Annotated in this window: 19 protein-coding genes and 1 riboswitch; of the genes, 10 read left to right on the top strand and 9 right to left on the bottom strand. The window is 72.7% G+C overall.

The annotated features are described in order from the left end of the window. Positions 1-167 precede the first annotated feature (167 nt). From CRP52_RS28080 to CRP52_RS38535, 3 genes are all read left to right on the top strand, one after another. Positions 168-1,655, top strand: a complete 1,488-nt coding sequence (locus tag CRP52_RS28080; protein WP_257033144.1) for an SDR family NAD(P)-dependent oxidoreductase — start codon at positions 168-170, stop codon at positions 1,653-1,655. Between the two features lie 21 nt (positions 1,656-1,676). After that, the gene (locus CRP52_RS28075; RefSeq protein ID WP_097238939.1) at positions 1,677-2,138 is read left to right on the top strand and encodes a nucleotide triphosphate diphosphatase NUDT15; all 462 of its coding nucleotides are present in this window, start codon (positions 1,677-1,679) and stop codon (positions 2,136-2,138) included. Between the two features lie 506 nt (positions 2,139-2,644). Further along, positions 2,645-3,304: an Rv1733c family protein gene (locus CRP52_RS38535; protein ID WP_097238938.1), complete on the top strand. Its 660-nt coding sequence runs from the start codon at positions 2,645-2,647 to the stop codon at positions 3,302-3,304. A gap of 65 nt (positions 3,305-3,369) precedes the next feature. On the opposite strand, the gene CRP52_RS28065 is transcribed toward CRP52_RS38535, so the two are convergent. The 3 genes from CRP52_RS28065 to CRP52_RS28055 all read right to left on the bottom strand — a co-directional run bounded on the left by CRP52_RS28065 (position 3,370) and on the right by CRP52_RS28055 (position 6,621). Next, on the bottom strand, positions 3,370-4,053 hold the full coding sequence (locus tag CRP52_RS28065) for a YoaK family protein (RefSeq protein WP_097238937.1): 684 nt from the start codon (positions 4,051-4,053) through the stop codon (positions 3,370-3,372). Between the two features lie 133 nt (positions 4,054-4,186). Next, positions 4,187-4,921, bottom strand: a complete 735-nt coding sequence (locus CRP52_RS28060) for an MgtC/SapB family protein (protein WP_097238936.1) — start codon at positions 4,919-4,921, stop codon at positions 4,187-4,189. A 53-nt stretch (positions 4,922-4,974) separates the two neighbouring features. Then, the gene (locus CRP52_RS28055; protein WP_097238935.1) at positions 4,975-6,621 is read right to left on the bottom strand and encodes an NRAMP family divalent metal transporter; all 1,647 of its coding nucleotides are present in this window, start codon (positions 6,619-6,621) and stop codon (positions 4,975-4,977) included. Between the two features lie 442 nt (positions 6,622-7,063). After that, positions 7,064-7,239, bottom strand: a riboswitch (M-box (ykoK) riboswitch). A 182-nt stretch (positions 7,240-7,421) separates the two neighbouring features. On the opposite strand from CRP52_RS28055, the gene CRP52_RS28050 reads away from it, so the two are divergent. The 4 genes from CRP52_RS28050 (at position 7,422) to CRP52_RS28035 (ending at position 12,468) form a co-directional block, all read left to right on the top strand. Next, complete coding sequence (locus CRP52_RS28050) at positions 7,422-8,192, top strand: ABC transporter ATP-binding protein (RefSeq protein WP_257032889.1); 771 nt, start codon at positions 7,422-7,424, stop codon at positions 8,190-8,192. Further along, positions 8,189-10,930 (top strand): FtsX-like permease family protein, encoded by a 2,742-nt coding sequence (locus CRP52_RS28045; protein WP_097238933.1) that lies wholly within the window; start codon positions 8,189-8,191, stop codon positions 10,928-10,930. The genes CRP52_RS28050 and CRP52_RS28045 overlap by 4 nt, the downstream gene beginning before the upstream one ends. A 279-nt stretch (positions 10,931-11,209) precedes the next feature. Beyond that, a complete protein-coding gene (locus tag CRP52_RS28040) occupies positions 11,210-11,545 on the top strand; it encodes a BlaI/MecI/CopY family transcriptional regulator (protein ID WP_257033143.1) in 336 nt (111 codons plus the stop codon). Then, complete coding sequence (locus CRP52_RS28035; protein ID WP_097238931.1) at positions 11,542-12,468, top strand: M56 family metallopeptidase; 927 nt, start codon at positions 11,542-11,544, stop codon at positions 12,466-12,468. Before CRP52_RS28040 ends, CRP52_RS28035 begins: the two co-directional genes overlap by 4 nt. Positions 12,469-12,563: 95 nt before the next feature. Here the strand turns inward: CRP52_RS28035 and CRP52_RS28030 are convergent, their stop codons facing one another. Next, complete coding sequence (locus CRP52_RS28030) at positions 12,564-13,649, bottom strand: C40 family peptidase (protein WP_097238930.1); 1,086 nt, start codon at positions 13,647-13,649, stop codon at positions 12,564-12,566. Positions 13,650-14,058: 409 nt separating this feature from the next. On the opposite strand from CRP52_RS28030, the gene CRP52_RS28025 reads away from it, so the two are divergent. From CRP52_RS28025 to meaB, 3 genes are read left to right on the top strand one after another with little or no spacing between them, the layout of a single operon-like run. Continuing rightward, positions 14,059-15,939, top strand: coding sequence for a methylmalonyl-CoA mutase subunit beta (locus CRP52_RS28025; RefSeq protein ID WP_097238929.1), 1,881 nt, complete (start codon positions 14,059-14,061; stop codon positions 15,937-15,939). Continuing rightward, a complete protein-coding gene (gene scpA / locus CRP52_RS28020; RefSeq protein WP_097238928.1) occupies positions 15,936-18,140 on the top strand; it encodes a methylmalonyl-CoA mutase in 2,205 nt (734 codons plus the stop codon). The genes CRP52_RS28025 and scpA overlap by 4 nt, the downstream gene beginning before the upstream one ends. A gap of 12 nt (positions 18,141-18,152) precedes the next feature. Further along, the gene (gene meaB, locus CRP52_RS28015; RefSeq protein WP_097238927.1) at positions 18,153-19,139 is read left to right on the top strand and encodes a methylmalonyl Co-A mutase-associated GTPase MeaB; all 987 of its coding nucleotides are present in this window, start codon (positions 18,153-18,155) and stop codon (positions 19,137-19,139) included. A gap of 204 nt (positions 19,140-19,343) precedes the next feature. On the opposite strand, the gene CRP52_RS28010 is transcribed toward meaB, so the two are convergent. From CRP52_RS28010 to CRP52_RS27990, 5 genes are all read right to left on the bottom strand, one after another. After that, entirely contained in the window at positions 19,344-19,874 is a 531-nt protein-coding gene (locus CRP52_RS28010) for a GNAT family N-acetyltransferase (protein WP_179852942.1), read from the bottom strand. After that, positions 19,871-20,713, bottom strand: coding sequence for a protein kinase domain-containing protein (locus CRP52_RS28005; RefSeq protein WP_097238926.1), 843 nt, complete (start codon positions 20,711-20,713; stop codon positions 19,871-19,873). The genes CRP52_RS28010 and CRP52_RS28005 overlap by 4 nt, the downstream gene beginning before the upstream one ends. Next, complete coding sequence (locus tag CRP52_RS28000; RefSeq protein ID WP_306458894.1) at positions 20,677-21,246, bottom strand: hypothetical protein; 570 nt, start codon at positions 21,244-21,246, stop codon at positions 20,677-20,679. The genes CRP52_RS28005 and CRP52_RS28000 overlap by 37 nt, the downstream gene beginning before the upstream one ends. 83 nt (positions 21,247-21,329) lie before the next feature. Then, complete coding sequence (locus tag CRP52_RS27995; protein WP_257032888.1) at positions 21,330-21,755, bottom strand: hypothetical protein; 426 nt, start codon at positions 21,753-21,755, stop codon at positions 21,330-21,332. 560 nt (positions 21,756-22,315) lie between these two features. Then, complete coding sequence (locus tag CRP52_RS27990; protein ID WP_097238925.1) at positions 22,316-23,164, bottom strand: helix-turn-helix domain-containing protein; 849 nt, start codon at positions 23,162-23,164, stop codon at positions 22,316-22,318. Between the last annotated feature and the right edge of the window lie 4 nt (positions 23,165-23,168).

The following is a 23,168-nucleotide window of genomic DNA, read 5'->3' as shown; positions in this document are numbered from 1 at the left end:
TGATCAATGCTTCGCGCGTAGACATGGAGGATCATCCAAATGACCTCCCCACACCCTCTCTGACGTCCGCTTTTCGCCCCGGCCGGGACCACTCCCGTAGCATTCACGCGGTAATGGGCAGGGCGAGCAGGAGAGCGGCAGCAGGCGTGGGCATCGGGCAGACGGACATCCGGCAGGGCCAGGACGAGGACACCGAGGAGGAGATCGACTACGGTCCCGGCCTCGACCCCGAGCGGCTGAAGCTCTGCCTGGAGGTGCTCGCGGACCTCGACCGGCTGCACGTGGACCACCCGGACGCGATCACCGTCCGCAAGGCCGTCGGCGGTATATTCCGCACGCTCAAGCAGCGCCGCCGCCAGGAGACCCGGGCCCGCAAGACCGCCAACGACCGCGCGGTCACCGCCCGCACCGCCACCGGCGCCCCCACCCGGATCGACGACGAGACGGCCGGCGCCTTCGGCCTGACCACCGTCACCACCACCGAGATCGCCGGCATCCTGGAGCGCCCCCGCTCCTGCTACACCTGCAAGCAGCGGTACGTCGAGGTCGACGCGTTCTACCACAACCTCTGCCAGGACTGCGCCGTCAAGAACCGCTCCCGCCGGGACGCCCGGGCCGACCTCACCGGCAAGCGCGCGCTGCTCACCGGCGGCCGGGCCAAGATCGGGATGTACATCGCGCTGATGCTGCTGCGCGACGGCGCCCACACCACCATCACCACGCGCTTCCCCAACGACGCGATCCGCCGCTTCAAGGCGATGCCGGACAGCGCCGACTGGATCCACCGCCTCAAGGTCATCGGCATCGACCTGCGCGACCCGGCCCAGGTCATGGCCCTCGCCGACGAGGTCGCCGCCGACGGCCCGCTGGACATCCTGATCAACAACGCCGCGCAGACCGTGCGCCGCCCGCCGGAGTCCTACCGGGAGCTGGTCAACGCCGAGTCCGCGCCGCTGCCCGCCGGCGAGCTGCCGCAGGCCATCACCATCGGCCGCTTCGGCAGCGGCAGCGTCGACCTGCCGGCGCTCCCCCACCAGGCGAGCGGCGAGAGCGAGCGGATGGCCGCGGAGGACGTCACCTCGCTCGCCCTGGTCACCGGCTCCGCCACCCCCGCCCGGATCGCGGCGGGCACCGCGATCGACGCCGGCGGCCTGGTGCCCGACCTCGCGCCCACCAACAGCTGGGTGCAGTCCGTCAGCGAGGTCGGCCCGGTCGAGCTGCTGGAAGTCCAGCTCTGCAACTCCACTGCGCCGTTCATCCTGATCAGCCGACTGCGCCCGGCGATGGCCGCCTCGGCCTCCCGCCGCAAGTACGTGGTCAACGTCTCCGCCATGGAGGGCGTCTTCCAGCGCGGCTACAAGGGCGCCGGCCACCCGCACACCAACATGGCCAAGGCCGCGCTCAACATGCTCACCCGCACCAGCGCCCAGGAGATGTTCGAGTCCGACGGCATCCTGATGACCGCCGTCGACACCGGCTGGATCACCGACGAGCGGCCGCACCCGGACAAGATGCGCCTCGCCGACGAGGGCTTCCACGCCCCGCTCGACCTGGTCGACGGCGCGGCCCGGGTGTACGACCCGATCGTGCGCGGCGAGCAGGGCGAGGACCTGTACGGCTGCTTCCTCAAGGACTACGAGCGCTCCAACTGGTAACCAGCTGAAGGAGACCGCGAGTTGAGCACCACACCGACCGCACCGCTGCTCGGCGCCGGGATCGTCGTCCCCACCGGGGACGGCCGGGTGCTGCTCGGCCGGCGCACCACCGCCGGTGAGCCGCCCACCTGGAGCCTGCCGGGCGGCAAGGTCGACCCGGGCGAGTCCTTCGAGCAGACGGCGGCCCGCGAACTCGCGGAGGAGACCGGCATCCTGCTGCCGGCCGAGGCGATGCGGGTCCTCGGGGTGCACCTCGACCACGAGCTCGGCCGGCCCCGGCTGACCGCCGCCGTGCTGGCGCCGCCGAGCCTGGCCGAGGCGGTGGTCACCGAGCCGCACGCCTGCGGCGGCTGGGAGCGCTTCCCGCTGGACGCGCTGCCGGAGCCGATGTTCTACCCGTCCGCGCTGGTGCTGGGCAGCTGGCTGCCGCACCTCGCCCCGGCGCTTCGGGCCGGGACGCACGGCTACCCCGTCGCCCGCTGACCGGCGGGCGACGGGGCGGACGGGCAGACGGGCAAACGGGCGAGGTCAGCCGTTGTGGGCCGCCGCCGGTCCCGGTGATCCGCTTCAGCAGCGTCAGCGTCAGCGTCAAGGCGATGATCCCGACCGAGGCGTAGCCGGCGAGTTACGGCCATGACCTGAGGAGACGTCAGAACGCTGACGCAGCAGCGGGAGTGCAGGGGGCGGCCCCCACGGCCGCCCCCTGCCCCGCACCTCGGCCCGACGACCCCCACGATCACCGGGCCGTGGCGGCGCCCGGGCACGGGGGAGGGCGCCGCCGGTACCCAGCCTGCCCCGGCGGGGGTGCGGCTGCCGAGGGTCGAAGGTCCCGGCTGCGGGGACGAGCGGCACTGGCGGAACGCCGCGGCCGACCATGGCGGCCACGGCCGGTACTACGGGCGCGCACCACTCTTGTGCGCGGGAGGCCGTCGGGTGGAGATTGGGTGGCGCGCCACCTTGATCCCCGACGTCCCCGAGGAGCCGTCACCGTGTCCAGCACATCCCGCCGCCCGGCCCGGCCCGCGTCGCTGCCGCGACGAACCGGCCGTCAGCTCCGGCGGGCCCTCGCTGCCCGGCACGAACCGCTCGCCCGCCCCCTCGACCGCTCCCGCGCCCGCGCCTGGCTGCTCGCCGCGCTCGGCGCGGTGCTCGCCGTCGCCCTCGCCGCGGGCGGCGCCCTGCTCCTCTACCGCGACACCGCCTCCCGAGCCGCCGCGGAACGCGCACGGCTGCACCAGGTCGACGCGGTGATCCACAGCGCCCCGGACCACGCCGCTCCCGCCGGCAGCCGCTACGCCGGGGGCTACAGCAACCGGGCCGACGTCGAAGCCGCCTGGACCGGCCCCGACGGCAGCCGGCACGTCGGCACCCTCCAGGCCACGCGCACCGCCCTCACCGGCACCCGGATCCCGATCTGGATCGACCAGGCCGGCAACGCCTCCGCACCCCCGGTCGAGCGCATCACCATCGCCCTCTCCGCCGCCTGCACCGGCAGCGGCGCCCTCGTCGTCCTGCTCGCCGCCCTCACCATCGCCCTGCGGCTGCGCCTGCGCGCCCTCGACCGCCGCGCCGAAGGCGCCTGGGGTGACTCCTGGGCGCGGCTGGAACCGCTCTGGAGCGGCCGCGCGGGCCACCGGCACGAGGACTGAGCCGGCGAAGGCGGGTTCGGACGGCGTGGCGGCGGTGCCGCAAGCGCCTGGTGCGGCCGGCGGGCTCAGCGCGGTCGGGTCCAGGCGGGCGCCGGGGTGGGCTTGGCGGCGTGGTGGGTGAGGGCGACGACGGTGAGGAGGAGGGCGAGGGCCAGGGCGAGGGCGGCGGGGACGGTGGTGTGGAGGACCAGGAGGGCGCCGAGGAGGGCGCCGGCGAACATCCAGACGGCGGAGGCGAGGCGGCGGGGGCCGGCGCGGTCGGCGGCGAGGGCGGTGATGGTCATGGTGAGCACGGTGGTGGTGAGGTCGGGGACCTTCAGGGCGCGGACCACCGCGTTCTGCCCGCCCATGGCGAAGCCGAGCAGCCCGATCAGGCTGTAGCGGGCCGGGTCGGAGCTGTGTCCGACGGCCGCCGCCAGGACGGTGGCCCCGGCGAGGAGCACCGCCTGGACGGCGACGGCGGCGGTCAACAGGTGCCCGCGGTGGCCGGGCAGCCGGCGGGTGAGGTGGCCGCCGGCCATGGCGCCTAGCAGGAAGGCGACGAGGGCGGCCAGCGAGGCGGTGGCGGAGAAATTGGCGGCGCCGGCCAGGGCGAAGCCGAGGAACACCACGTTGCCGGTCATGTTGGCGACGAAGACGTGGCCGAGTTCGAGGTAGCTGACCGCGTCCACCACCCCGGTGACCACGGTCAGCACCAGCAGCATCGGCACCAGCGGCCCGTGCTCGGGGTCGGGTCGGCGGATCGGCATCGGGCCTCCCAGGCGGTTCGCGCGTTGGTCCTGACGTCGGTGTGACGGACTTTCCGTTCTACTCCCCCGGCCTCCCCGGGTCTCCTCAGGCCTCCTCAGGCCTCCCGGTCTCCTCAGGCCTCCTCAGGCCTCCTCAGGCGAGCGCCGGGTTGCCCGGGTCCTCCGGGTCCTCGTCCAGGTGCCAGTGCAGGTCGCGGACCCCGGGTTCCAGGGACAGCCGGGTGACGACCTGTTCGAGGGCGGGGGCGACCTGCCCGGTGGTCGCGACGGTGGCCCGCAGGTTGGTGGCGTCGCCCTGTTCGGTGCGGCGGGCGCGCAGGCCGGTCGGGGCGAGGCCGGAGGCGGCGAGGGCCTGGAGCAGCAGGGCCCGGATGTGGGTCTCGGACTTGCGGTCGCACTCCAGGTGGACGGTGGCGCGGATGGTGGAGTCCGGGTCACTGCCGGACTGCGGGGCCCGGTCGAGCAGCCGGCCGGCCGGGCGCAGGACGAGGTGCACGGCGAGCACGGCGAGCGTGCCGAGGACGGCCAGCTCCAGTTTCCCGGCCGCGGCCAGCACCCCGACGGCGGCCGAACACCACAGTGTGGCGGCGGTGTTGAGGCCGCGGATGCCGGCGCCGTCGCGCAGGATGACGCCACCGCCGAGGAAGCCGATGCCGGAGACGACGTAGGAGGCGACCCGGGTGGGGCTGCCGGTGTCGGCGACGGCCTCGCTGTACAGGACGAACAGGGTGGCGCCGGCGGCGACCAGGGCGTTGGTGCGCAGGCCGGCCATCCGGGCCCGCCACTGGCGTTCGACGCCGATCAGGGCGCCGCAGGCGACGCCGGTGGCGAGCCGGACCAGGAACTCGACGGTGGTCAGGGTGTGCACGACGGCACCTCCTTCACGAGGGGGCCTTCACGGGGAGGGTGGACGGACGGGGCTCAGTGACTCAGCGCGGTCTGGACGACCTTGATGATGACCATGATCATTGCGATCAGCAGGTAGGCGCGCAGGGCGCCCATGCCGGCCTTGCGGGCGGTGGACATGGCGGGCTTGGCGAGGGTTTCCAGCGGGGGCATCCGCCAGTTCTCCCGGTCGGTGCGGTCGACGGGGTCCTCCTTGGTGGCCGTACGGCCGGAGGTGAAGAAGTACCCGGCGACCAGGACGCCGGCCACGCCGCAGCCCGTCATGATCCACAGGATGGCCTGGGAGCTGATGTCGGGCCAGACCACGGCGGCGGTCAGGATCATCGAGAGCGTGACCAGGACGCCGACCACGGCCGAGGTGAAGGCGTTGGTCCGCGGTCCGTTGACCCAGGGACCGAGGACGGCCTTGTCGTTGCAGAGCAGGAGCAGGAAGACGGTGGCGGAGGGCAGCAGCACCCCGGCGAGGACCTGGACGAACTGGGTCATCAGGCCCTGGGTGTACCCGGTGGACAGCAGGGTGATCGCGGCGGCCACGGTCACCAGGCCGGCGTAGATCCCGTAGAAGCCCTTGGCGCCCTTGACGCCCCGGTGCAGCGAGTGCCTGATGCCGAAGACGTCGCCGATGGCGTAGGCGGTGGACAGCGACACGGCGAAGGCGCCGATGATGGAGGCGTCGAGCAGGGCGATGGCGAAGAGCACGCCCGCCAGGTGACCGGCCTTGGCCTCGATGCCCCGGGCGACGGCGGCCGCGTCGGAGAACTGGCCGAAGCCGTCGGTGCCCGAGAAGGCCGCGGCGGTCAGGCCCGTCATCGCGGCCGCGCCGACGATCACGACCACGATGCCGATCCACAGGTCGATCTTCTCGTAGCGCATGAAACGCGGGGTGATCCGCTTGTCGATGACGTACGACTGCTGGAAGAACAGCTGCCAGGGAGCGACGGTGGTGCCGACGATGGAGATGATCACCAGCATCACGGCCGCGAGCTGACCGGAGCCGCCCGGCATGGCGGGCACCACGAAGTCGTGGGCCATCTGCGAGGTGCTGGGGTGGACCAGGAAGTACACCGGCACCAGCAGCAGCGAGCCGACGCAGAGCGTGATGGCGACGCGTTCGAAGCGCTGGAAGGAGCCGGTGAACGCCGAGGCGATGATGATCGCGGCGGCCAGGACGACCGCGGCGGCCTTGGGCAGGCCGAGGTAGCCGGCGGCGAGGGTGACGCCGATGAACTCGGTGACCAGGGTGAGGGCGTTGAGCAGGAACAGGTCGATCACGCTGAACGCGCCCCAGAACCGGCCGAAGCGCTCCAGGATCAGGCGGGCGTGGCCGACGCCGGTGACGGCGCCCAGGCGCAGCACCATCTCCTGGTTGACGTACAGCACCGGGACCAGCATCAGCAGCGTCCACAGCAGCTGGGTGCCGTAGTTCTGTCCGGCCTGGCCGTAGGTGGAGAAGGCGCCGGCATCGTTGTCGCCGACCATGACGATCAGGCCGGGGCCGATGATCGCGAGGAGTGTCTTGAGCCGGGCGGAGAGCCCGTGGCGCGGGGTGGTGTCGTCGAGCCGGATGGTGCCGAGGGCACCCTTGATGTCGCCGACGTGGGCGTCGTCCAGCACCGCGGTGCGCGGCGTCGGGACCTTCGGGTCCAGCATCACATTGGTCATGACAGGGCCTCCCTGAACCCTCTTGTGCGAGGGGGAAGTTGGGGGCACGCAGCAGCAACCCCCCCCTGCGGGCGCGCGACAGGAACGCATGGCACCGGACCGCATCGACACCGGACCTCATGGGCGCCGGAACGCACGGCACCGGACCGCACGGCGGCGCTGAGCGGCGGCGGCCGTACGGGCGAACGGATGGTGCGCGGCTGTGGTGACGACGCGTCAGGCCGCTTGCATCAGCGCACGGTTGGGCGCAGGAGCGAGCAACTGGTTTACGCGCAGGGGTGGTTGTTACCGCGTGCCGGAGGTGTGCGAGGGCATGCGGGGACAGGGGCAACTGTGGCCCGGACTACTGCAGTCCATGTCTCTCGCCTCCTCCCGGCCGGGGGCGCACCGTCTGTGCGCCGCATCACGACACGGCAAGGAGCACACCGGCCCGTACGGGACCGGCACACCCCAACTCGTCAGAGCTTTGGCACTCCACGGCGTGTCCGGCCGACCGGCCGGAAGCCACTTGGGGTCAACCCTTAACTCGGGAAGACCTGTCCTGAACCTGGGCGTCTCTCGACGTCGTCGGGTCAGTGGCCTGTGTCCGTGAAGACGCCTCACCGAACGAGGTGCCTCTTCAAACCTCGAAGAGCATAGCCCCGCCGCGGGCGCCGTGGGACCGCTTTCCGGCCGATCTTCGACAGCTTTGTAGAACTTTGACCAATCCAGCCCGACTTGATCGCCAGCCTCCGGCATATATAGTTCACCGACATATAGTTCATCGACATATGCAGCTGAACAGCCCACAAGGGGGAAGTGTGTCCCACACCGATCCGAGCCGATCCGCGCCCGTCCTGCGCCTGGCCGACGTCACCCGGGTGCACGGGCGCGGCGCCGCCGAGGTGCACGCCCTGCGCGGGATCGACCTGGCCGTCCACCCCGGCGAGTTCGTCGCCGTCATGGGGCCGTCCGGCTCCGGGAAGTCCACCCTGCTGACCCTCGCCGGCGGGCTCGACCAGCCCAGCGACGGCGAGGTGCTCGTGGAGGGCGTCGCGCTCGGCGGCCTCGGCCGCGGCAAACTCGCCGACCTGCGGCGGCGCTCCATCGGCTACGTCTTCCAGGACTACAACCTGATCCCGGCGCTCACCGCCGCCGAGAACATCGCCCTGCCGCGCGAACTCGACGGCGTCTCCGGGCGCCGCGCCCGCCGGGAGGCGCTGGCCGCGCTGGAGGAGCTGGGCATCGGCGAGCTCGCCGACCGCTTCCCCGACGACATGTCCGGCGGCCAGCAGCAGCGCGTCGCCATCGCCCGGGCCCTGATCGGCGAGCGCCGGCTGGTGCTCGCCGACGAGCCGACCGGGGCGCTGGACTCCGCCACCGGTGAGGCCGTCCTCGCCGTCCTGCGCGCCCGCTGCGACGCCGGAGCGGCCGCCATGATGGTCACCCACGAGGCCGCGCACGCCGGTTGGGCGGACCGGGTGGTCCACCTGAAGGACGGCACGATCGCCTCCGAGAGCCGCGGCTACCGCTCCGCGACCTGCCCGGCGAGCGTCCACCGTCCCGCCGAGACGGGCGGGGTGACGCAGTGAGGCTGGGAGCCTGGCGGGTCGCCCTGCGCATCGCCCGCCGCGACGCCCTGCGGGCCAAGGGCCGCAGCGCCCTGATCGTCGCCATGGTCGCGCTGCCCGTGCTCGGCGTCACCGGCGCCGACGTCGTCCACCGCAGCGGTCAACTCACCCCTGCCGAGCGGGTCGAGCGGGTGGTGGGCCAGGCGGACGCCCTGGTCACCGCGCTCTCCCCGGGCCGCGCCGTCGAGCAGGCGCCGGTCGCCGAGGACGGCGCCTTCAGCGTCGACACCCGCGCCGGGCAGCAGCCGACGGCCGAGCAGCTGAAGGGCGCGAGCACCGACCCGGTGACCCTGGTCTCCGCCCTGCTGCCGCCCGGCAGCGCACTCACCCCGGCCCGGCCCGGGTCGGAGACCGGCGCGAACACGCCGGAAGGCCTGGTCCGCACCCTCACCACCGAGGCCGACCTCGGCGACCCGATCTGGCACGGCCGGATCGACCTGGTCGAGGGCCGCGCCCCGAAGGCACCGCACGAACTCGCCGTCACCCGCGCCTTCCTGGACCACTCCGGGCTCAAGGTCGGCGCCACCACCACCGTTCTCGGCCTGGAGAGCACCCCCTTCACGGTGACCGGCATCGTGGAACACCCCGACGACCTCGGACGGGTCGAACTCGTCGCCAGGCCGGGCGAGTTGCTCGACCCGATGGCCGCCGCGGCCGCGCCCGGCCAGTCCGCCGCCGAACGCACCTCGGGCGAGCGCACCCGCTGGCTGGTCCGGCTCCCGGCGGGGGCCGCGCTCGACTGGGCCAAGGTTCAGGAGTTCAACGCCTACGGCTACACGCTCACCGCGCGCTCCGTCGCGCTCGCCCCGCCGCCGAACGCGGCCGTCCCGTACTTCCGGGACGGCTACCGCTACCGCGACCCGGCGGCCGACAACAGCACCAAGGTGGTCGTCGGCACCGTCACGGGCATGGCGCTGCTGGAGGTCGCCCTGCTCGCCGGGCCCGCCTTCGCCGTCGGCGCCCGCCGCTCCCGCCGCCAGCTCGCCCTGCTCGGCGCGGCCGGCGGCCGGCGCACCCACGTCGGCGCGGTGGTGCTCGGCGGCGGCCTGGTCCTCGGCGCGGCCGGGGCGCTGGCGGGCGTGGTGCTCGGCACCGGACTGGTCGCCGTCCTGCGGTCGCGGATCGAACAGGTCGGCGGCGCCCGCTTCGGGCACTTCGCCCTGCCCCCGCTGGACCTGCTCGCGATCGCCGGGATCGGCCTGGTCACCGCCCTGCTCGCGGCCGCGCTGCCGGCCCTGCAGGCCGCCCGCCGAAGCGTCACCGCCGGGCTCACCGGCCGGGACACCATCCGCAGGCCCAGCCGTCTGATCACCGTGACCGGCCTGCTGCTGGTCCTCCTCGGCGCCGGCGTCGCGATGTACGGCGCGGGCGCGGTGCAGCGCGGACTGCCGGTGGTCAGTACCTTCGACACCCGCACCCTCACCGTGCTCGGCGGCTCGATGACCGCCGAACTCGGGCTGCTGCTCTGCACCCCGATGCTCGTCGCGGCGATCGGCCGGGCCGCCGGGAAGCTGCCGCTGGGGCCCCGGCTCGCCCTGCGCGACTCCGCCCGGCACCGCTCGCGCACCGCCCCGGCCGTCGCCGCGGTGATGGCCGCGGTGGCCGGTGCCGTGGCCATCGGGGTGTACAGCACCAGCACCGACGCCGAGAACCGGCGCGACTACCGGCCGCAGGCCCCGTACGGCGCCGTCCGGCTCACCAGCTTCACCGAGGGCGCCGGGACCGACCAGGTGCGCACCGAGGTGGAGAAGCAGCTCACCGGGCTCGGCCCGCGCGGCGACCTCGCCCAGGCGGTCTACCGGTTCTGCCCCAACTGCTCCAGCACCGTCCAGCTCAAGGGCACGGCGAACTGGCGCACCCTCACCGAGCAGCCGCACCTGGCCGTCGGGGACGCCACCGTGCTGCACAACCTGTTCGGCATCCACGACCCGGCCGCCGAGCAGGCGCTGGCCGCCGGGAAGCTCCTGGTCTTCGACCGCACCCTGGTCGGTGCCGACGGCAAGGCCGTCATGGTGCTGCGCGGCGGCGGCGGTGAACCGCTGCAGCCGGGCGAGGTCCCCAAGCCCGACCTCCAGGAGGTCCCGGTCGAGGCGGTCCTGGTCGACAACCCGAACGCCGCCCGCTTCGCCCAGGGCATGGTCCTGCCCTCCGCGCTCCCGGCCCTCGGGCTCTCCGCACAGCCCACCGGCTCCGTCTGGCTGCCCGCCACCCCGCCCGACCGCAAGCAACAGCAGCGCGCCGAGGCGGCCACGATCCGGGTCGACCGCTTCTCCACCCTGGACATCGAACGCGGCTACCAGCCGAAGAGCGACGCCCTCACCCTGGCGCTCACCGGCTTCGCCGGGCTGGTCGTGCTCGGCGCAGCCGGGATCGCCACCGGCCTCGCCGCCGCCGACTCCCGGCAGGACCAGGCCACCCTGGCCGCCGTCGGCGCACCGCCGCGGATCCGACGGACCATGGCGGGCCTGCAGTGCGCACTGATCGCCCTGCTCGGGGCGCTGCTCGGGGCGGCCAACGGGTTCGTGCCGGCGGTGGGGCTGCTCAAGTCCCGGGCCAGCGGGTTCGGCGCCCGGCCGGCGATGATCACCGCGCCGTGGGGCGAGCTGCTGCTGGTCGTGCTGGTGCTGCCGGTGGTGGCGGGGCTGCTGGCGGCGCTGTTCACCAAGTCCCGGATCCCGCTGGGGCGGCGGCTGTCCTGAGCGCTGGTCGGACACTGTTCGATCACTCCCTGACATCACCGGACACCACGTGGACACCGAACGGAACACGCCGGGCGTCCGCCTCCGCAGGCCGGAGGCGGGCGCCCGGCGCTCGCCGTACCATGGGCGGCGCTCCGGCGGGCAGAGGACGCGCCGGTTCGTAGGCTCAGTAGGTTCAGCGGTCCGTAGGGTCAGCGGTTCGTAGGGTCAGCGGTTCAGCGGTTCGGCAAGGGAGACAAGGCGGTGCTACGGGGGTTCGGCGACCTGGAGGCCGAGATCATGGACCGGCTCTGGTCCTGGGGCCGGCCGGCCACGGTGCGCGAGGTGGTGGACGACCTGCAGCAGCAGCGGGCGGTCGCGTACACCACCGTCACCACGGTCGCCGACATCCTGCACACCAAGGGCTGGCTGCGCCGCGACAAGGTCGGCCGCGCCTGGGTGTACGAACCGACCTGCACCCGCGAGGAGTACACCGCCCGGCTGATGCACCAGGCCCTGGACACCACCTCCGACCGGGCCGGAGCACTGCTCCGGTTCATCGACCGGATCAGCGGGGACGAGGCCACCGCCCTGCTCGCCGCCCTCGAACAGGTGAAGGCCCGGGACGCGCAGTGACCCTCGCGCTGCTCCTGCTCTACCTGATGGCGGTCGGCGTCCTGCTGCCCCGCCGGCTGGCCGGCTCCGCCCGGCTCCAGGCCCGCCCGGCGGCGGGCGCGGCGCTCTGGCTCGCGCTGATGGCCTCGTTCACCGTGGCTGCGGCGCTCACGGCGCACCACGCGCTGGAGCCCTTCGCCCACGAGCCGGCCGGGCTGCTCGGTCTGCTCCCGCACGCCGAGCCGGCCGGGCCCGTCCTCCCGCACACCCACGACTGGTGGCTCCTGACCGCCGCCGGCGCCGCGGTCGCCGTCCTGGTGGCCGCCGTCGGCCTGCGCACCGGGCGGGCCCGGCGGCGGCACCGGGCGATGCTCGACCTGGTCGCCGTACGGGACGGGCGCTGGGGCGCGCTGGTGCTGGAGCACGCGCACCCGACCGTCTACTGCCTGCCCGGGCGGCGCGCCCGGGTCGTCCTGTCGAGCGGGGCGCTGCGGCTGCTGGACGAACGGCAGCTCGCCGCAGCCGTCGCCCACGAACACGGGCACATCCGGGGCCGCCACCACCTGTTCCGGCTGCCGGCGGACACCTTCGCGCTGCTCCTCGGGCCGCTGCCGCTGGCCCGCACGGGGCGCTCGGAGGTGGCGCTGCTGCTGGAGATGGCCGCCGACGACGCGGCGCTGGCCCGGGTGTCGCGGGGCGAACTCGCCTCGGCGCTCTGCAGCTTGGCGACCTTCGGGGCCTCGCCCGCTCCAGCCGGCGAGGCACCCGGGGAGGCGCCCGGCGAGGCCCCCGGGGAGGCGCTCGCCGCGGCCTCCACCGGAACGCTGGCCCGGGTGCGTCGGCTGGCCCGCCCGGGCGGCGGCCGTCGGCAACGCGCCTGGCAGTTCGGCCTGTTGGCGCTGCCGGTGCTGCCGTACCTGCTGGCCTGCGCGCCACACCCGTAATGCACCACACCCGTAACGCGCCACAGCCGTAACGCACCGCAGCCGTAGCGGGGCCGGACCGGACCGCCACGGATGCGGGCGCGGACGGGCGCCGGTCAGGCCGGGCGGACGGCGCCCTTGTACGGCATCACCGAGATCGGCAGCACCTCGATGTTCTTGCCGGTGCGCGGCGCGTGGATCATCTTGCCGTCGCCGATGTACAGCCCGACGTGGTGGATGTCGTCGTAGAAGAAGACGAGGTCGCCGGGCTGGAGGTTGGCGCGGTCGACGTGCGGGCCGTCGTTCCACTGGTCCTGGGACATCCGGGAGATCCTGACGCCCGCCGCCTTGTACGCCATGCTGGTGAGGCCGGAGCAGTCGAAGCTGTCGGGGCCGGTCCTGCTCCAGCCGTACGGCTTGCCGAGCTGGGCCTGGGCGAAGGCGATGATGGTCGCGGCCCGGCCGCTCGCGGCCGGCACCGGGGCGCCCGGGTCGGGGCGGTCGGCGGAGCGGGAGGCCCGGTCGGCCGCGGCGGCTGCGGCGGCCTGCTTGGCCTCGGCCTTGGCCTTCTCCGCGGACTGCTGGGCGTTGATCTTGGCGCGGTCCTCGGCGCTGAGCTTGTTGAGCATCTCCTGCGACTTGGCCAGCTTGGTCTGGATGTCGTTCTTCTGCTCCGCCAGCTGCTTGCCGACCGAGTCGAGCGCGGCCAGGGTCGCGGTGGCCTCGGCGCGGTCCTGGTCGAGCCTGCGCTGCTCGTCCTGGGCCTGCTTGAGCAGGCCCGCCTGGGTCTCGGAGACCTGGTTCTGCACCGCGGCGCGCTCCAGGTAGCCGGCCGGGTCGGAGTCGAGCATCAGCTGGACGGACGGGTCGATGCCGTTGTTGCGGTACTGGTCGGCGGCGACCGAACCGAGCCGGGTGCGCAGCTCGTTCATCGCCTCCTGTCCGCGGACGACCTTCTCCTGGATCCGGTTGGCCTCGCCCTGGAGGTTCTGCTGCTTGGCCTGGAAGCCGTTGAAGCGCTCGATCGCCTGCTCGGCCTCCTCGTTGAGCTGGTCCACCTGCTCCTTGACGGAGGCGAGGGTCGGCGTGGGCTCGGCGTGGGCGGTGCCGGAGGCGAGGACCGCGCCACCGGCCGCCATGGCCGTGGTGAGGACCGCCATGCGGGCCCGGCTCGGGGGGCTGGGCTTGCGGCGCTTTCCCATGGGCGGTCGGCTCTCCTTCGGGGGAATTCCGCGGAGGCCGGGGACGGCTTCGCGGGGGGGGGCCGGGGCAGGCGAAGGCAGGCAGGGCCGACAACGGGGGGATGCCGCCCCGCCCACCTTCTTCGAAGTAACTTAATAGATGAGTGGCATGGTTCCGCAATCCCCCTGATCATGGCTTTACGGGCCATGACGGGGCGGATCGCCTTCCGCCTCAACGATGTTGACTACGGACACCGCCGGGGTTCCGGTTCAACCGCCGTCCGCACCCCGCCGGACCCGCCGACCGCCGCCCGGGACACCGCCCACGACACCGTCTGCCGCACGGAGTGCCAAGGCCCTGCCAAATCGAGGGAAACGTCACACGCGCCTCCCCTCCTGCGGCTCTGCGAACGGGCGCTAACCTGCGGACATGAAGGTCCCGCCCGAAGGGCTCCCCCTCGCCGCCGAGTTTCCGGCCGCGCACCGTGAGCAGTGGCAGCAGCTCGTGCAGGGCGTGCTGCGCAAGTCCGGTGCCCAGCCCGAGGACGGCGCCGCCGCCGAGCAGGTACTCGCCACGACCCTCCAGGACGGGCTCGCCGCCCGGCCGCTGTACACCGCCGAGGACACCGCGGTCAACCCCGGGTACCCGGGCTTCCCGCCCTTCGTCCGCGGCGGCCGCCCCCAGGGCTCGGCCGTCGCCGGCTGGGACGTACGCCAGCGGCACACCGACCCGGACCGGCAGCGCACCAACGAGGCCGTCCTGGCCGACCTGGAGAACGGCGTCGGCTCGCTCTGGCTGGAACTCGGCGGCGAGGGCCTGCCGGTGGACGCCCTGCCCGAGGCGCTGACCGGGGTGTACCTGGACCTGGCCGCCGTGGCGCTCGACGCCGGACCCGAATTCACCGACGCCGCCGAGCAGTTGTTCAAGCTCTACGAGCAGCGCGAGGTCTCCCCCGGCGCGGCCGCCGGCAACCTCGGCGCCGACCCGCTGGGCCTGCAGGCGCGCACCGGCGACACCGCCCGCACCGACGCCCTGCTCGCCGAGGCCACCGCCCTGGCCGCCCGCTGCGCCGCCGGCTACCCCGGCGTCCGGGCGCTGACCGTCGACGCCCTGCCGTACCACGAGGCCGGCGCCTCCCCCGCCCAGGAACTCGGCTGCTCGCTCGCCACCGGCGTCGCCTACCTGCGCGCGCTCACCGCGGCCGGACTCTCCGTGGACGCCGCGCTCGGCCAGCTGGAGTTCCGCTACGCGGCCGACGCCGACCAGTTCCTGACGATCGCCAAGTTCCGTGCCGCGCGCCGCCTCTGGGCCCGCGTCGCCGAGGTGTCCGGCGCCTCCGGCAAGGCCTCGGCGCAGCGTCAGCACGCCGTCACCTCCCGGGTGATGATGACCGCCCGCGACCCGTGGGTGAACATGCTGCGCACCACCATCGCCTGCCTGGCCGCCGGGGTCGGCGGCGCCGACGCCGTCACCGTGCTGCCCTTCGACAGCGCGCTCGGCCTGCCCGACGCCTTCGCCCGCCGGATCGCCCGCAACACCCAGTCGATCCTGCTGGAGGAGTCCCACCTGGCCCGGGTGGTCGACCCGGCCGGCGGCTCCTGGTACGTCGAGCAGCTGGGCGAGGAGCTGGCGCAGGCCGCCTGGGCCTGGTTCCAGGAGATCGAGCGGGCCGGCGGACAGCAGGCCGCCCTCGGGTCCGGACTGGTCGGCGAGCGGATCGCCGCCACCTGGGCCGAGCGCTCCGTCAAGCTCGCCAAGCGGCGCGAACCCGTCACCGGTGTCAGCGAGTTCCCGCACCTCGACGAGCAGCCGCTGGTCCGCGAGGCCGCGCCGGCCGGGCGCACGGGCGGCCTGCCGCAGGTGCGCCGCGCCGAGGCCTACGAGGCGTTGCGGGACCGCTCCGACGCCCTCCTCGCCGCGACCGGGCAGCGGCCGAAGCTGTTCCTGGCCTCGATCGGCACCGCCGCGGCGCACACCGCGCGCACCACCTTCGCGGCCAACCTGTTCCAGGCGGGCGGCATCGCGACGGCCTCGACCGAGTCCGTCGATCCGGCCGCGTTCGCCGAGGCGTTCCGCGCCTCCGGCGCCACCGTCGCCTGTCTCTGCTCCAGCGACGCCCTGTACGGCGAGCACGCCCCCGCCGTCGCCGCGGCCCTGCGGGCGGCCGGCGCCCGGCGGGTGCTGCTGGCCGGTCGGCTCGGCGAACTGCCGGACGGCGTCGACCAGTTCATCCACGCGGGCGGGGACGCGGTCGCGACCCTGACCGGTCTGCTCAACCTGATCACCGACGAGAGCGAGGCGGCCCGATGATCCCCGACTTCACCGGAATCGGGCTGGACGGCGGCACCCGCGGGCCGGTCACCGACGCCCAGTGGCAGTCCGCCTGGCGGGAGTCCACCGGCAAGGACGTCGACGAGCAGGTCTGGGACACCCCCGAGGGCATCGGCGTCAAGCCGCTGTACACCGCGGCCGACCTCGCCGGGCTGGACTTCCTGGAGACCTACCCCGGGATCGCCCCGTACCTGCGCGGGCCGTACCCGACCATGTACGTCAACCAGCCGTGGACCGTCCGCCAGTACGCGGGCTTCTCCACCGCCGAGGAGTCCAACGCCTTCTACCGCCGCAACCTCGCGGCCGGCCAGAAGGGCCTCTCCGTCGCCTTCGACCTGCCGACCCACCGCGGCTACGACAGCGACCACCCGCGCGTCACCGGGGACGTCGGCATGGCGGGCGTCGCCATCGACTCGATCTACGACATGCGCCAGCTCTTCGACGGCATCCCGCTCGACCGGATGTCGGTGTCGATGACCATGAACGGCGCCGTGCTGCCCGTCCTGGCGCTGTACATCGTCGCCGCCGAGGAACAGGGCGTGCCCGCCGAGAAGCTGGCCGGGACCATCCAGAACGACATCCTCAAGGAGTTCATGGTCCGCAACACCTACATCTACCCGCCGCAGCCGTCGATGCGGATCATCTCGGACATCTTCGCGTACACCTCGCAGAAGATGCCCCGGTACAACTCGATCTCCATCTCCGGCTACCACATCCAGGAGGCCGGTGCCACGGCCGACCTGGAGCTGGCCTACACCCTCGCCGACGGGGTCGAGTACCTGCGCGCGGGCCTGGACGTGGGCCTGGACGTGGACGCCTTCGCGCCGCGGCTGTCGTTCTTCTGGGCGATCGGCATGAACTTCTTCATGGAGGTCGCCAAGCTGCGCGCCGCCCGGCTGCTCTGGGCCAAGCTGGTCAAGCAGTTCGACCCGAAGAACGCCAAGTCGCTGTCGCTGCGCACCCATTCGCAGACCTCCGGCTGGTCCCTCACCGCGCAGGACGTGTTCAACAACGTCACCCGCACGTGTGTGGAGGCGATGGCCGCCACCCAGGGCCACACCCAGTCGCTGCACACCAACGCCCTCGACGAGGCGCTCGCGCTGCCCACCGACTTCTCCGCGCGCATCGCCCGCAACACCCAGCTACTGCTGCAGCAGGAGTCCGGAACCTGCCGGGTCATCGACCCGTGGGGCGGCTCTGCCTACGTCGAGAAGCTGACCAACGACCTGGCGGCCCGCGCCTGGCAGCACATCCAGGAGGTCGAGGCGGCCGGCGGCATGGCCAAGGCCATCGACGCCGGCATCCCCAAGATGCGCGTCGAGGAGGCCGCCGCCCGCACCCAGGCGCGCATCGACTCCGGCCGCCAGCCGGTCATCGGCGTCAACAAGTACCGGGTGGAGAGCGACGAGCAGATCGACGTGCTCAAGGTCGACAACTCCTCGGTGCGGGCCCGGCAGATCGAGAAGCTGCGCCGACTGCGCGAGGAGCGCGACGAGGCCGTCTGCCAGGACGCCCTGCGCGCCCTGACGGCCGCCGCCGAGGCCGGCCCGCAGCGCGACGGCTCCCTCGACGGCAACCTGCTGCACCTGGCCGTCAACGCGGCCCGGGCCATGGCCACCGTCGGCGAGATCTCCGACGCCCTGGAGAAGGTGTACGGCCGTCACTCCGGCCAGATCCGTACCATCTCCGGTGTGTACCGAGACGAAGCGGGCCCCTCGGCCTCCCTCCAGCGCACCCGCGACCTGGTCGAGCAGTTCGAGCAGGCCGAAGGCCGCCGACCGCGCATCCTCGTCGCCAAGATGGGCCAGGACGGCCACGACCGCGGCCAGAAGGTCATCGCCACCGCCTTCGCCGACCTCGGCTTCACCGTGGACGTCGGCCCGCTGTTCCAGACCCCGGCCGAGGTCGCCCGCCAGGCCGTCGAGGCCGACGTGCACATCGTCGGCGTCTCCTCGCTGGCCGCCGGACACCTCACCCTGGTGCCCGCGCTGCGCGCCGAACTCGCCGCGGCCGGGCGGGAGGACATCACCATCGTGGTCGGCGGAGTCATCCCCCCGCAGGACTTCGACGCCCTGTTCGAGGCGGGCGCGGCGGCGGTCTTCCCGCCCGGGACGGTCATCCCGGACGCGGCGTACGACCTGCTGAAGTCCCTGGCGGCCGACCTCGGCCACGAGCTGTAGGTCTTCGATCGCATGCCTCCTCGGACGATCGACCTCGACAGCTACGCGACGGGCGTGCTGGACGGCTCGCGCGCCTGGATCGCGCGCGCCGTCACCCTCGTCGAATCCACCCGGCCCGACCACCGCGCACTCGCGCAGCAACTGCTCCAGCGGCTGCTGCCGCACGCGGGCGGGGCGATCCGGGTGGGCATCACCGGGGTGCCGGGTGTCGGCAAGTCGACCTTCATCGACTCCTTCGGCACCATGCTGACGGGGCTGGGGCATCGCGTCGCCGTCCTCGCCGTCGACCCGACGTCCAGCCGGACGGGCGGCTCCATCCTGGGCGACAAGACCCGGATGGAGCGCCTGGCCGTCGACCCTGCCGCGTTCGTCCGGCCGTCCCCGACCTCGGGGACGCTGGGCGGGGTCGCCAAGGCCACCCGGGAATCCATGGTGGTCATGGAAGCGGCCGGCTACGACGTCGTGCTGATCGAGACGGTGGGCGTCGGCCAGTCCGAGACCGCCGTCGCCGGAATGGTCGACACCTTCCTGCTGCTCAGCCTCGCCCGCACCGGCGACCAGTTGCAGGGCATCAAGAAGGGCGTCCTGGAACTGGCCGACGTCATCGCCGTCAACAAGGCCGACGGCCCGCACGAACGCGACGCCAAAGCCGCCGCCCGCGAACTCGCCGGCGCCCTAAGGCTGTTGCAGGCCCCGGACGCCGCCTGGACCCCGCCGGTGCTGACCTGCAGCGGGCGGGACGGCGCCGGGCTCGACGTGCTGTGGGAGCGGCTGCAGCAGCACCGCAAGGTCCTGGACGCCACCGGCGCCCTCGCCGCCAAGCGCCGCGACCAGCAGGTGGAGTGGACCTGGGCCATGGTCCACGACCAGCTGTACGCGCGGTTGCACGAGCACCCCGAAGTGCGGCGCCTCGCTCCCGAGTTGGAGGCCGGCGTACGATCCGGAACCCTGCCGGCCGGGCTGGCCGCCCAGCAGATCCTGGACAGCTTCTTCGGCTGACCGCCCGCCCGACAACGAAGCGCCGTGCCCCCACACCCTGCATGGGTCACGGCGCTTCGTCGGCTCCGGGGTACTCGAACCACACCACCTTCCCCGCCCCCGCCGGGTACCACCCCCACGCGTGCGCCAGCACGGCATCGTCCGCCAGCGGGACACCCCACTGCAGCGGGACCGGAAACCGGGCGTTCCTCCATGGACCGGCCATCAGAGTTGCCCGGTACCCCCCTCCTGGCCGGCCATCAGGCGACCTTCCCGGTTGTGCGGAACGAACAGACCAGACGCGGACTGGATGGCATAGGTGCGGAATCCCCCGGCCACGCCGGTGGGTGTGAACCCGGCCTTGAGGAGTACGCGGCCCGACGCTGGGTTGTCAGGGTGGTGCTTGGCGTGGACCTCTGGCAGTCCGAGGTGGCCGAAGGCGAGGACGAGGATCTTGCGGACCCCCTCGGTGGCGTGGCCCATGCCCCAGGCGTTGGGTCGCAGGATGTAGCTGATCGCGGCGACGGGCCGGTCAAGGTGGAGCTTGACGACTCCGAGGAGGTCATCGCTTACGGTGAGTCCGAGCGTGTACAGGGCGCGTGGGGTCGATGCTGCGGAGGCTTCGGCGGTTCGGGCATAGGACCGGGCGGCGGCGGCGTCCATCGGGGCCCTTCCCACGTATTTCGTCGCCTCAGCGCTGTAGATGCGAAGTAGGGCGTCAGCGTCGCCGGGGACCAGCTCCCGCAGTTCGATCACGCGTCCGCGGCTTTCACGAGCCTCGTCAACTCGGCGGCGGTCGGGCGGTCGTCGGGTGCGGCCAGGAGGACGTGCCGCAGGCGGGCTTGGAGGGACGGCCAGGGCATGGTGGTGGACAGCGGGACGGCGCGGTGGGCGATGGCTTTGCGCAGGACGTCCAGTGGCGTCCCCCTGCCGAGTCCGGCGGTCTCGTAGTCCAGTGGCCAGGTGCCGGTGACGCCGGTCCACAGGGTTCCGGCAAGGGCGTAGACGTCGGCGGTCTGCGTGGTCTCGACGGGTTGGGGCCCGTTGATGATCCGGGCGGCCAGCTCGGGCGCAGTGAGGTGGATCATCGTGCCGTCGAACGTCGTCCACGGCGTGGTGCCGAGCGGCCGGGACCACGCGAAGTCGAGGAGACGGACGCCCTGCTCGGTGTGGATGCCGTGCTGGGGCTGGAGGTCCCCGTGCACCCAACCGGCTTCGTGCAGATCTTCCACGGCACGGCACAGACCGACCGCAGCGGCGAGGGCTTCGGCCTTCCCCCCGACGCCCTTGCGCACGCTGCGGAAGACGTCCCAGGTGGACGGCCCGGCCTGCCACGGGGTGACGTACCAGACGCCGTCGGCAAAGCGGCCGACGGTCACGGTGTACTCGGGGAGCTGGTCCAGCACGGCAGCCTCGCGGGCGGTGACCTCGGCGGCGTCGCCGGTACCGAGCTTGATGCTCGCCACGCCCTGGGGGCCGCTGGCCTTCCACACCGCCGAGCCGCGCCGGTTGTTGATTTCCTCCAGTTCGAACGGCCCGCAGACGGCCTCCGCTGCCGTCAGCGCCGCTGCGGCCTCGGAAGTGAACGTGCCCATTCTCGTACTGCCTTCCACTCGCAAGGGATGTGCTCGAAGACGTCCCGGCCGTCGTCGGCCGCTACGGGAAGCGCTGCGGCAAGGTCGGGTGTCGCCTCCAGGAACATCGGGTCCAGCGGCCGGACGCCCGCCCGTGCCGGAAGGAACGACAAGGGTGGCGGCGGGATGCTCTGCCCGCGCCGGCCAGTCTCGGCAGCACCCTGGGCGAACTTGCCGAACATGATCCCGACCGGGACGTAGAGGTGTTTGAGCGCCCAGTGCGGCCAGGCCATCAGCTCCCGATGGTCAGCGCCTTCGCAGTGCCCAAGCAACACCACGTTCTCGCACGCGAGAACACCGTAGGGCCGACCCATCAGCGGGCGGACCCATTCCGCGGCCTGGACCCCGGCGTAGAACAACTCGGCTTCCACGGCGTACTGGTGGCTACCCGGTGTGATCTCGTAGACGGTCCAGCCGGTCATGCCCCGGCGGATGGACGGCCGCAGGAACGGGCAGTGCTCGTACAGGTCGGCGAGGTAGCCGCTCACGTCCACGGTGACGGGGTTCTCCGTCCGGGCCTCGGTGAGGCGGAGCGCCCCGGCGGTCGGCCGGGACGCTCCGTCGGATGGTGCGGTGATCACCGGGTGGTCTTCTCCGGGGTCACGACGCCGTGGTCCCCGTCTCCGCCGGCGGGCGAGCAGTCCCACTCGGCGTAGACCTCGCCCGTGTCCCGGTAGCGGGCCAAGGCCTCGGTGTTGACCGTGCCGTTGGCGTCGGTGAACCAGATCTCCGGCAAGGGGCCGTACGCCTCCTCGTACGCACTCACCCAGGCGATGTGGCCGTTGCCCGAGCTCTCGACGTGGGCCAGCTTGCGGCCGGCGTGCCGGAGCGCGAACGCGTCGTGCGCGACGGGGTCGCCGACGAGCTGGTGCCACGCGGAGTCGATGGCGGCGGAGAACATCTCCGGAGCGGTCTGGCCCGCGTCGATCCGGCGCGCGGCGATCGTGAAGAACTTGCCCAGCTCGTCCAGCTCGGTGCTGGGCTCGGTGGTGGCGGTGCTCACGTGCCTCTCCAATCGGGTTGGCTCTGCCCTCCCGGGGACGGGCGAGCAGTTGTGCGTGGTGGTGCAGCCCGGCCCATCAGACCCTTTCCGACGGGCCGGGAGGCTGTGGGCGCCCGAAGGCGCGGGGGCCGGCAGGAGGAACCCGAAGCGCCCGCAGATGCCCTAGGGCCTGTCCGGCGGATCTTGTCGGATCAGCGCGCGGCTCCCCCAGCCTTCGGCCGGGAGGTACCCCCACTTCGCGCCCGTCTGGGCGTGCGCCCGAATCGCCCTCGTACTGGGTGTACTTGGACGATTCGGGCGTGCGTCCAGGCGGGATGATCCGGCGTCGTGCGCCCGGCAAGATCCGCCGGACAGGCCCTAGCCCCAGGTGTCGTCGGCAGACGACTGGGACTCGTACGCCGTGGCTCGGCTCAACTCGGCCTTGCTCGGACCGATGACGACTTGGGGGTGCGTCTCGCCATCGGTCTGTCCTCCTTCGCCGTGGCGGTGGCGGGTGCGTGATAGACCGTAGGAGTTTCAGTCAGACGCTCTCCAGCAAGTTGCACGCAGTTGCACAGCAGTCACCCGAGAGAGTCAATCGCCTCTGTGATCAGGGCACGAGCGGCAGCGCCGTGCACGGCATCTGCGGCCAGTTCCCCGAACCGGCTGACGTACATGGCTACCTCGGAGGGCTGCGTGATCTGGAGGTAGCCGGAGACGAGTTCGACGTTGGCCTGGGCCGAGTCGTAGAGCGAGAACGCTTCGACCTGCATCGAGTGACGCGAATAGCCCCGAGGAACGATTCCCAGGCTCACGTTCGCCAGGGATGCGACAGCGACCAGGTGGGCGAGTTGGTCGGCGGCTACCTCCGTGCCGCCAAGGCCGTGGTACAGGCATGCCTCTTCGATGATGAAGGCGAAGGTCTTCCCGTGGTCTCTCAGGATCTCTTGTCGCTCCATGCGCACCTGCACGGCCGCTTCCACGTCGTCCACGGCAACACGACGGCGTTGGGTGGCTTGGAGTACCGAGCGGGTGTAGTCCCGGGTCTGGAGAAGACCGTGCAGGATGCCAGGTGTGTACGCCCGGAACCGTGTGGTCCGCTCGTACAACGGCAGGACAATCTCTTGGGCGCGCTTGAGCCCGCTCCGCTCCATTCGTCGCCACTCGGTGAACATGGTCTCTACTGAGCGGAGGGAAGCCACCAGGTCCGCGGCTTGGTCGTCGGCTCCGCAGGCGCGGCACCAATCCCTGACATCCTGCTCGGACGGTGCGGTGATCGCGTTCTCGATGCGGGAGCACTTCGACTTGCTCCAGCCGCAGGCGAGGGCGAGAGCAGGCCCGGTGAGCCCGGAGTCCTTGCGGATCTCCTTGAGCCGTTCGGCTAGGGCTTTCCGGGCCTGCTGAACGCTCGATGAGCGAGAGGTACGCATCTCG

The organism is Streptomyces sp. 1331.2 (genome assembly GCF_900199205.1).
Lineage (GTDB): Bacteria > Actinomycetota > Actinomycetes > Streptomycetales > Streptomycetaceae > Kitasatospora.
Note: the sequence above shows the minus strand (reverse complement) of the source record. Positions and strands in the feature narration are given on the sequence as shown.

Bases quoted from the DNA above. Each gene is read 5' to 3' on its own strand.
- CRP52_RS28065 (WP_097238937.1), bottom strand. From the start codon at position 4,053: ATGCCGATCCGCCGACCCGACCCCGAGCACGGGCCGCTGGTGCCGATG.
- CRP52_RS28055 (WP_097238935.1), bottom strand. From the start codon at position 6,621: ATGACCAATGTGATGCTGGACCCGAAGGTCCCGACGCCGCGCACCGCG.
- CRP52_RS28040 (WP_257033143.1), top strand. From the start codon at position 11,210: ATGGACCGGCTCTGGTCCTGGGGCCGGCCGGCCACGGTGCGCGAGGTG.
- CRP52_RS28030 (WP_097238930.1), bottom strand. From the start codon at position 13,649: ATGGGAAAGCGCCGCAAGCCCAGCCCCCCGAGCCGGGCCCGCATGGCG.
- CRP52_RS28025 (WP_097238929.1), top strand. From the start codon at position 14,059: ATGAAGGTCCCGCCCGAAGGGCTCCCCCTCGCCGCCGAGTTTCCGGCC.
- scpA (WP_097238928.1), top strand. From the start codon at position 15,936: ATGATCCCCGACTTCACCGGAATCGGGCTGGACGGCGGCACCCGCGGG.
- meaB (WP_097238927.1), top strand. From the start codon at position 18,153: ATGCCTCCTCGGACGATCGACCTCGACAGCTACGCGACGGGCGTGCTG.
- CRP52_RS28005 (WP_097238926.1), bottom strand. From the start codon at position 20,713: ATGGGCACGTTCACTTCCGAGGCCGCAGCGGCGCTGACGGCAGCGGAG.
- CRP52_RS27990 (WP_097238925.1), bottom strand. From the start codon at position 23,164: ATGCGTACCTCTCGCTCATCGAGCGTTCAGCAGGCCCGGAAAGCCCTA.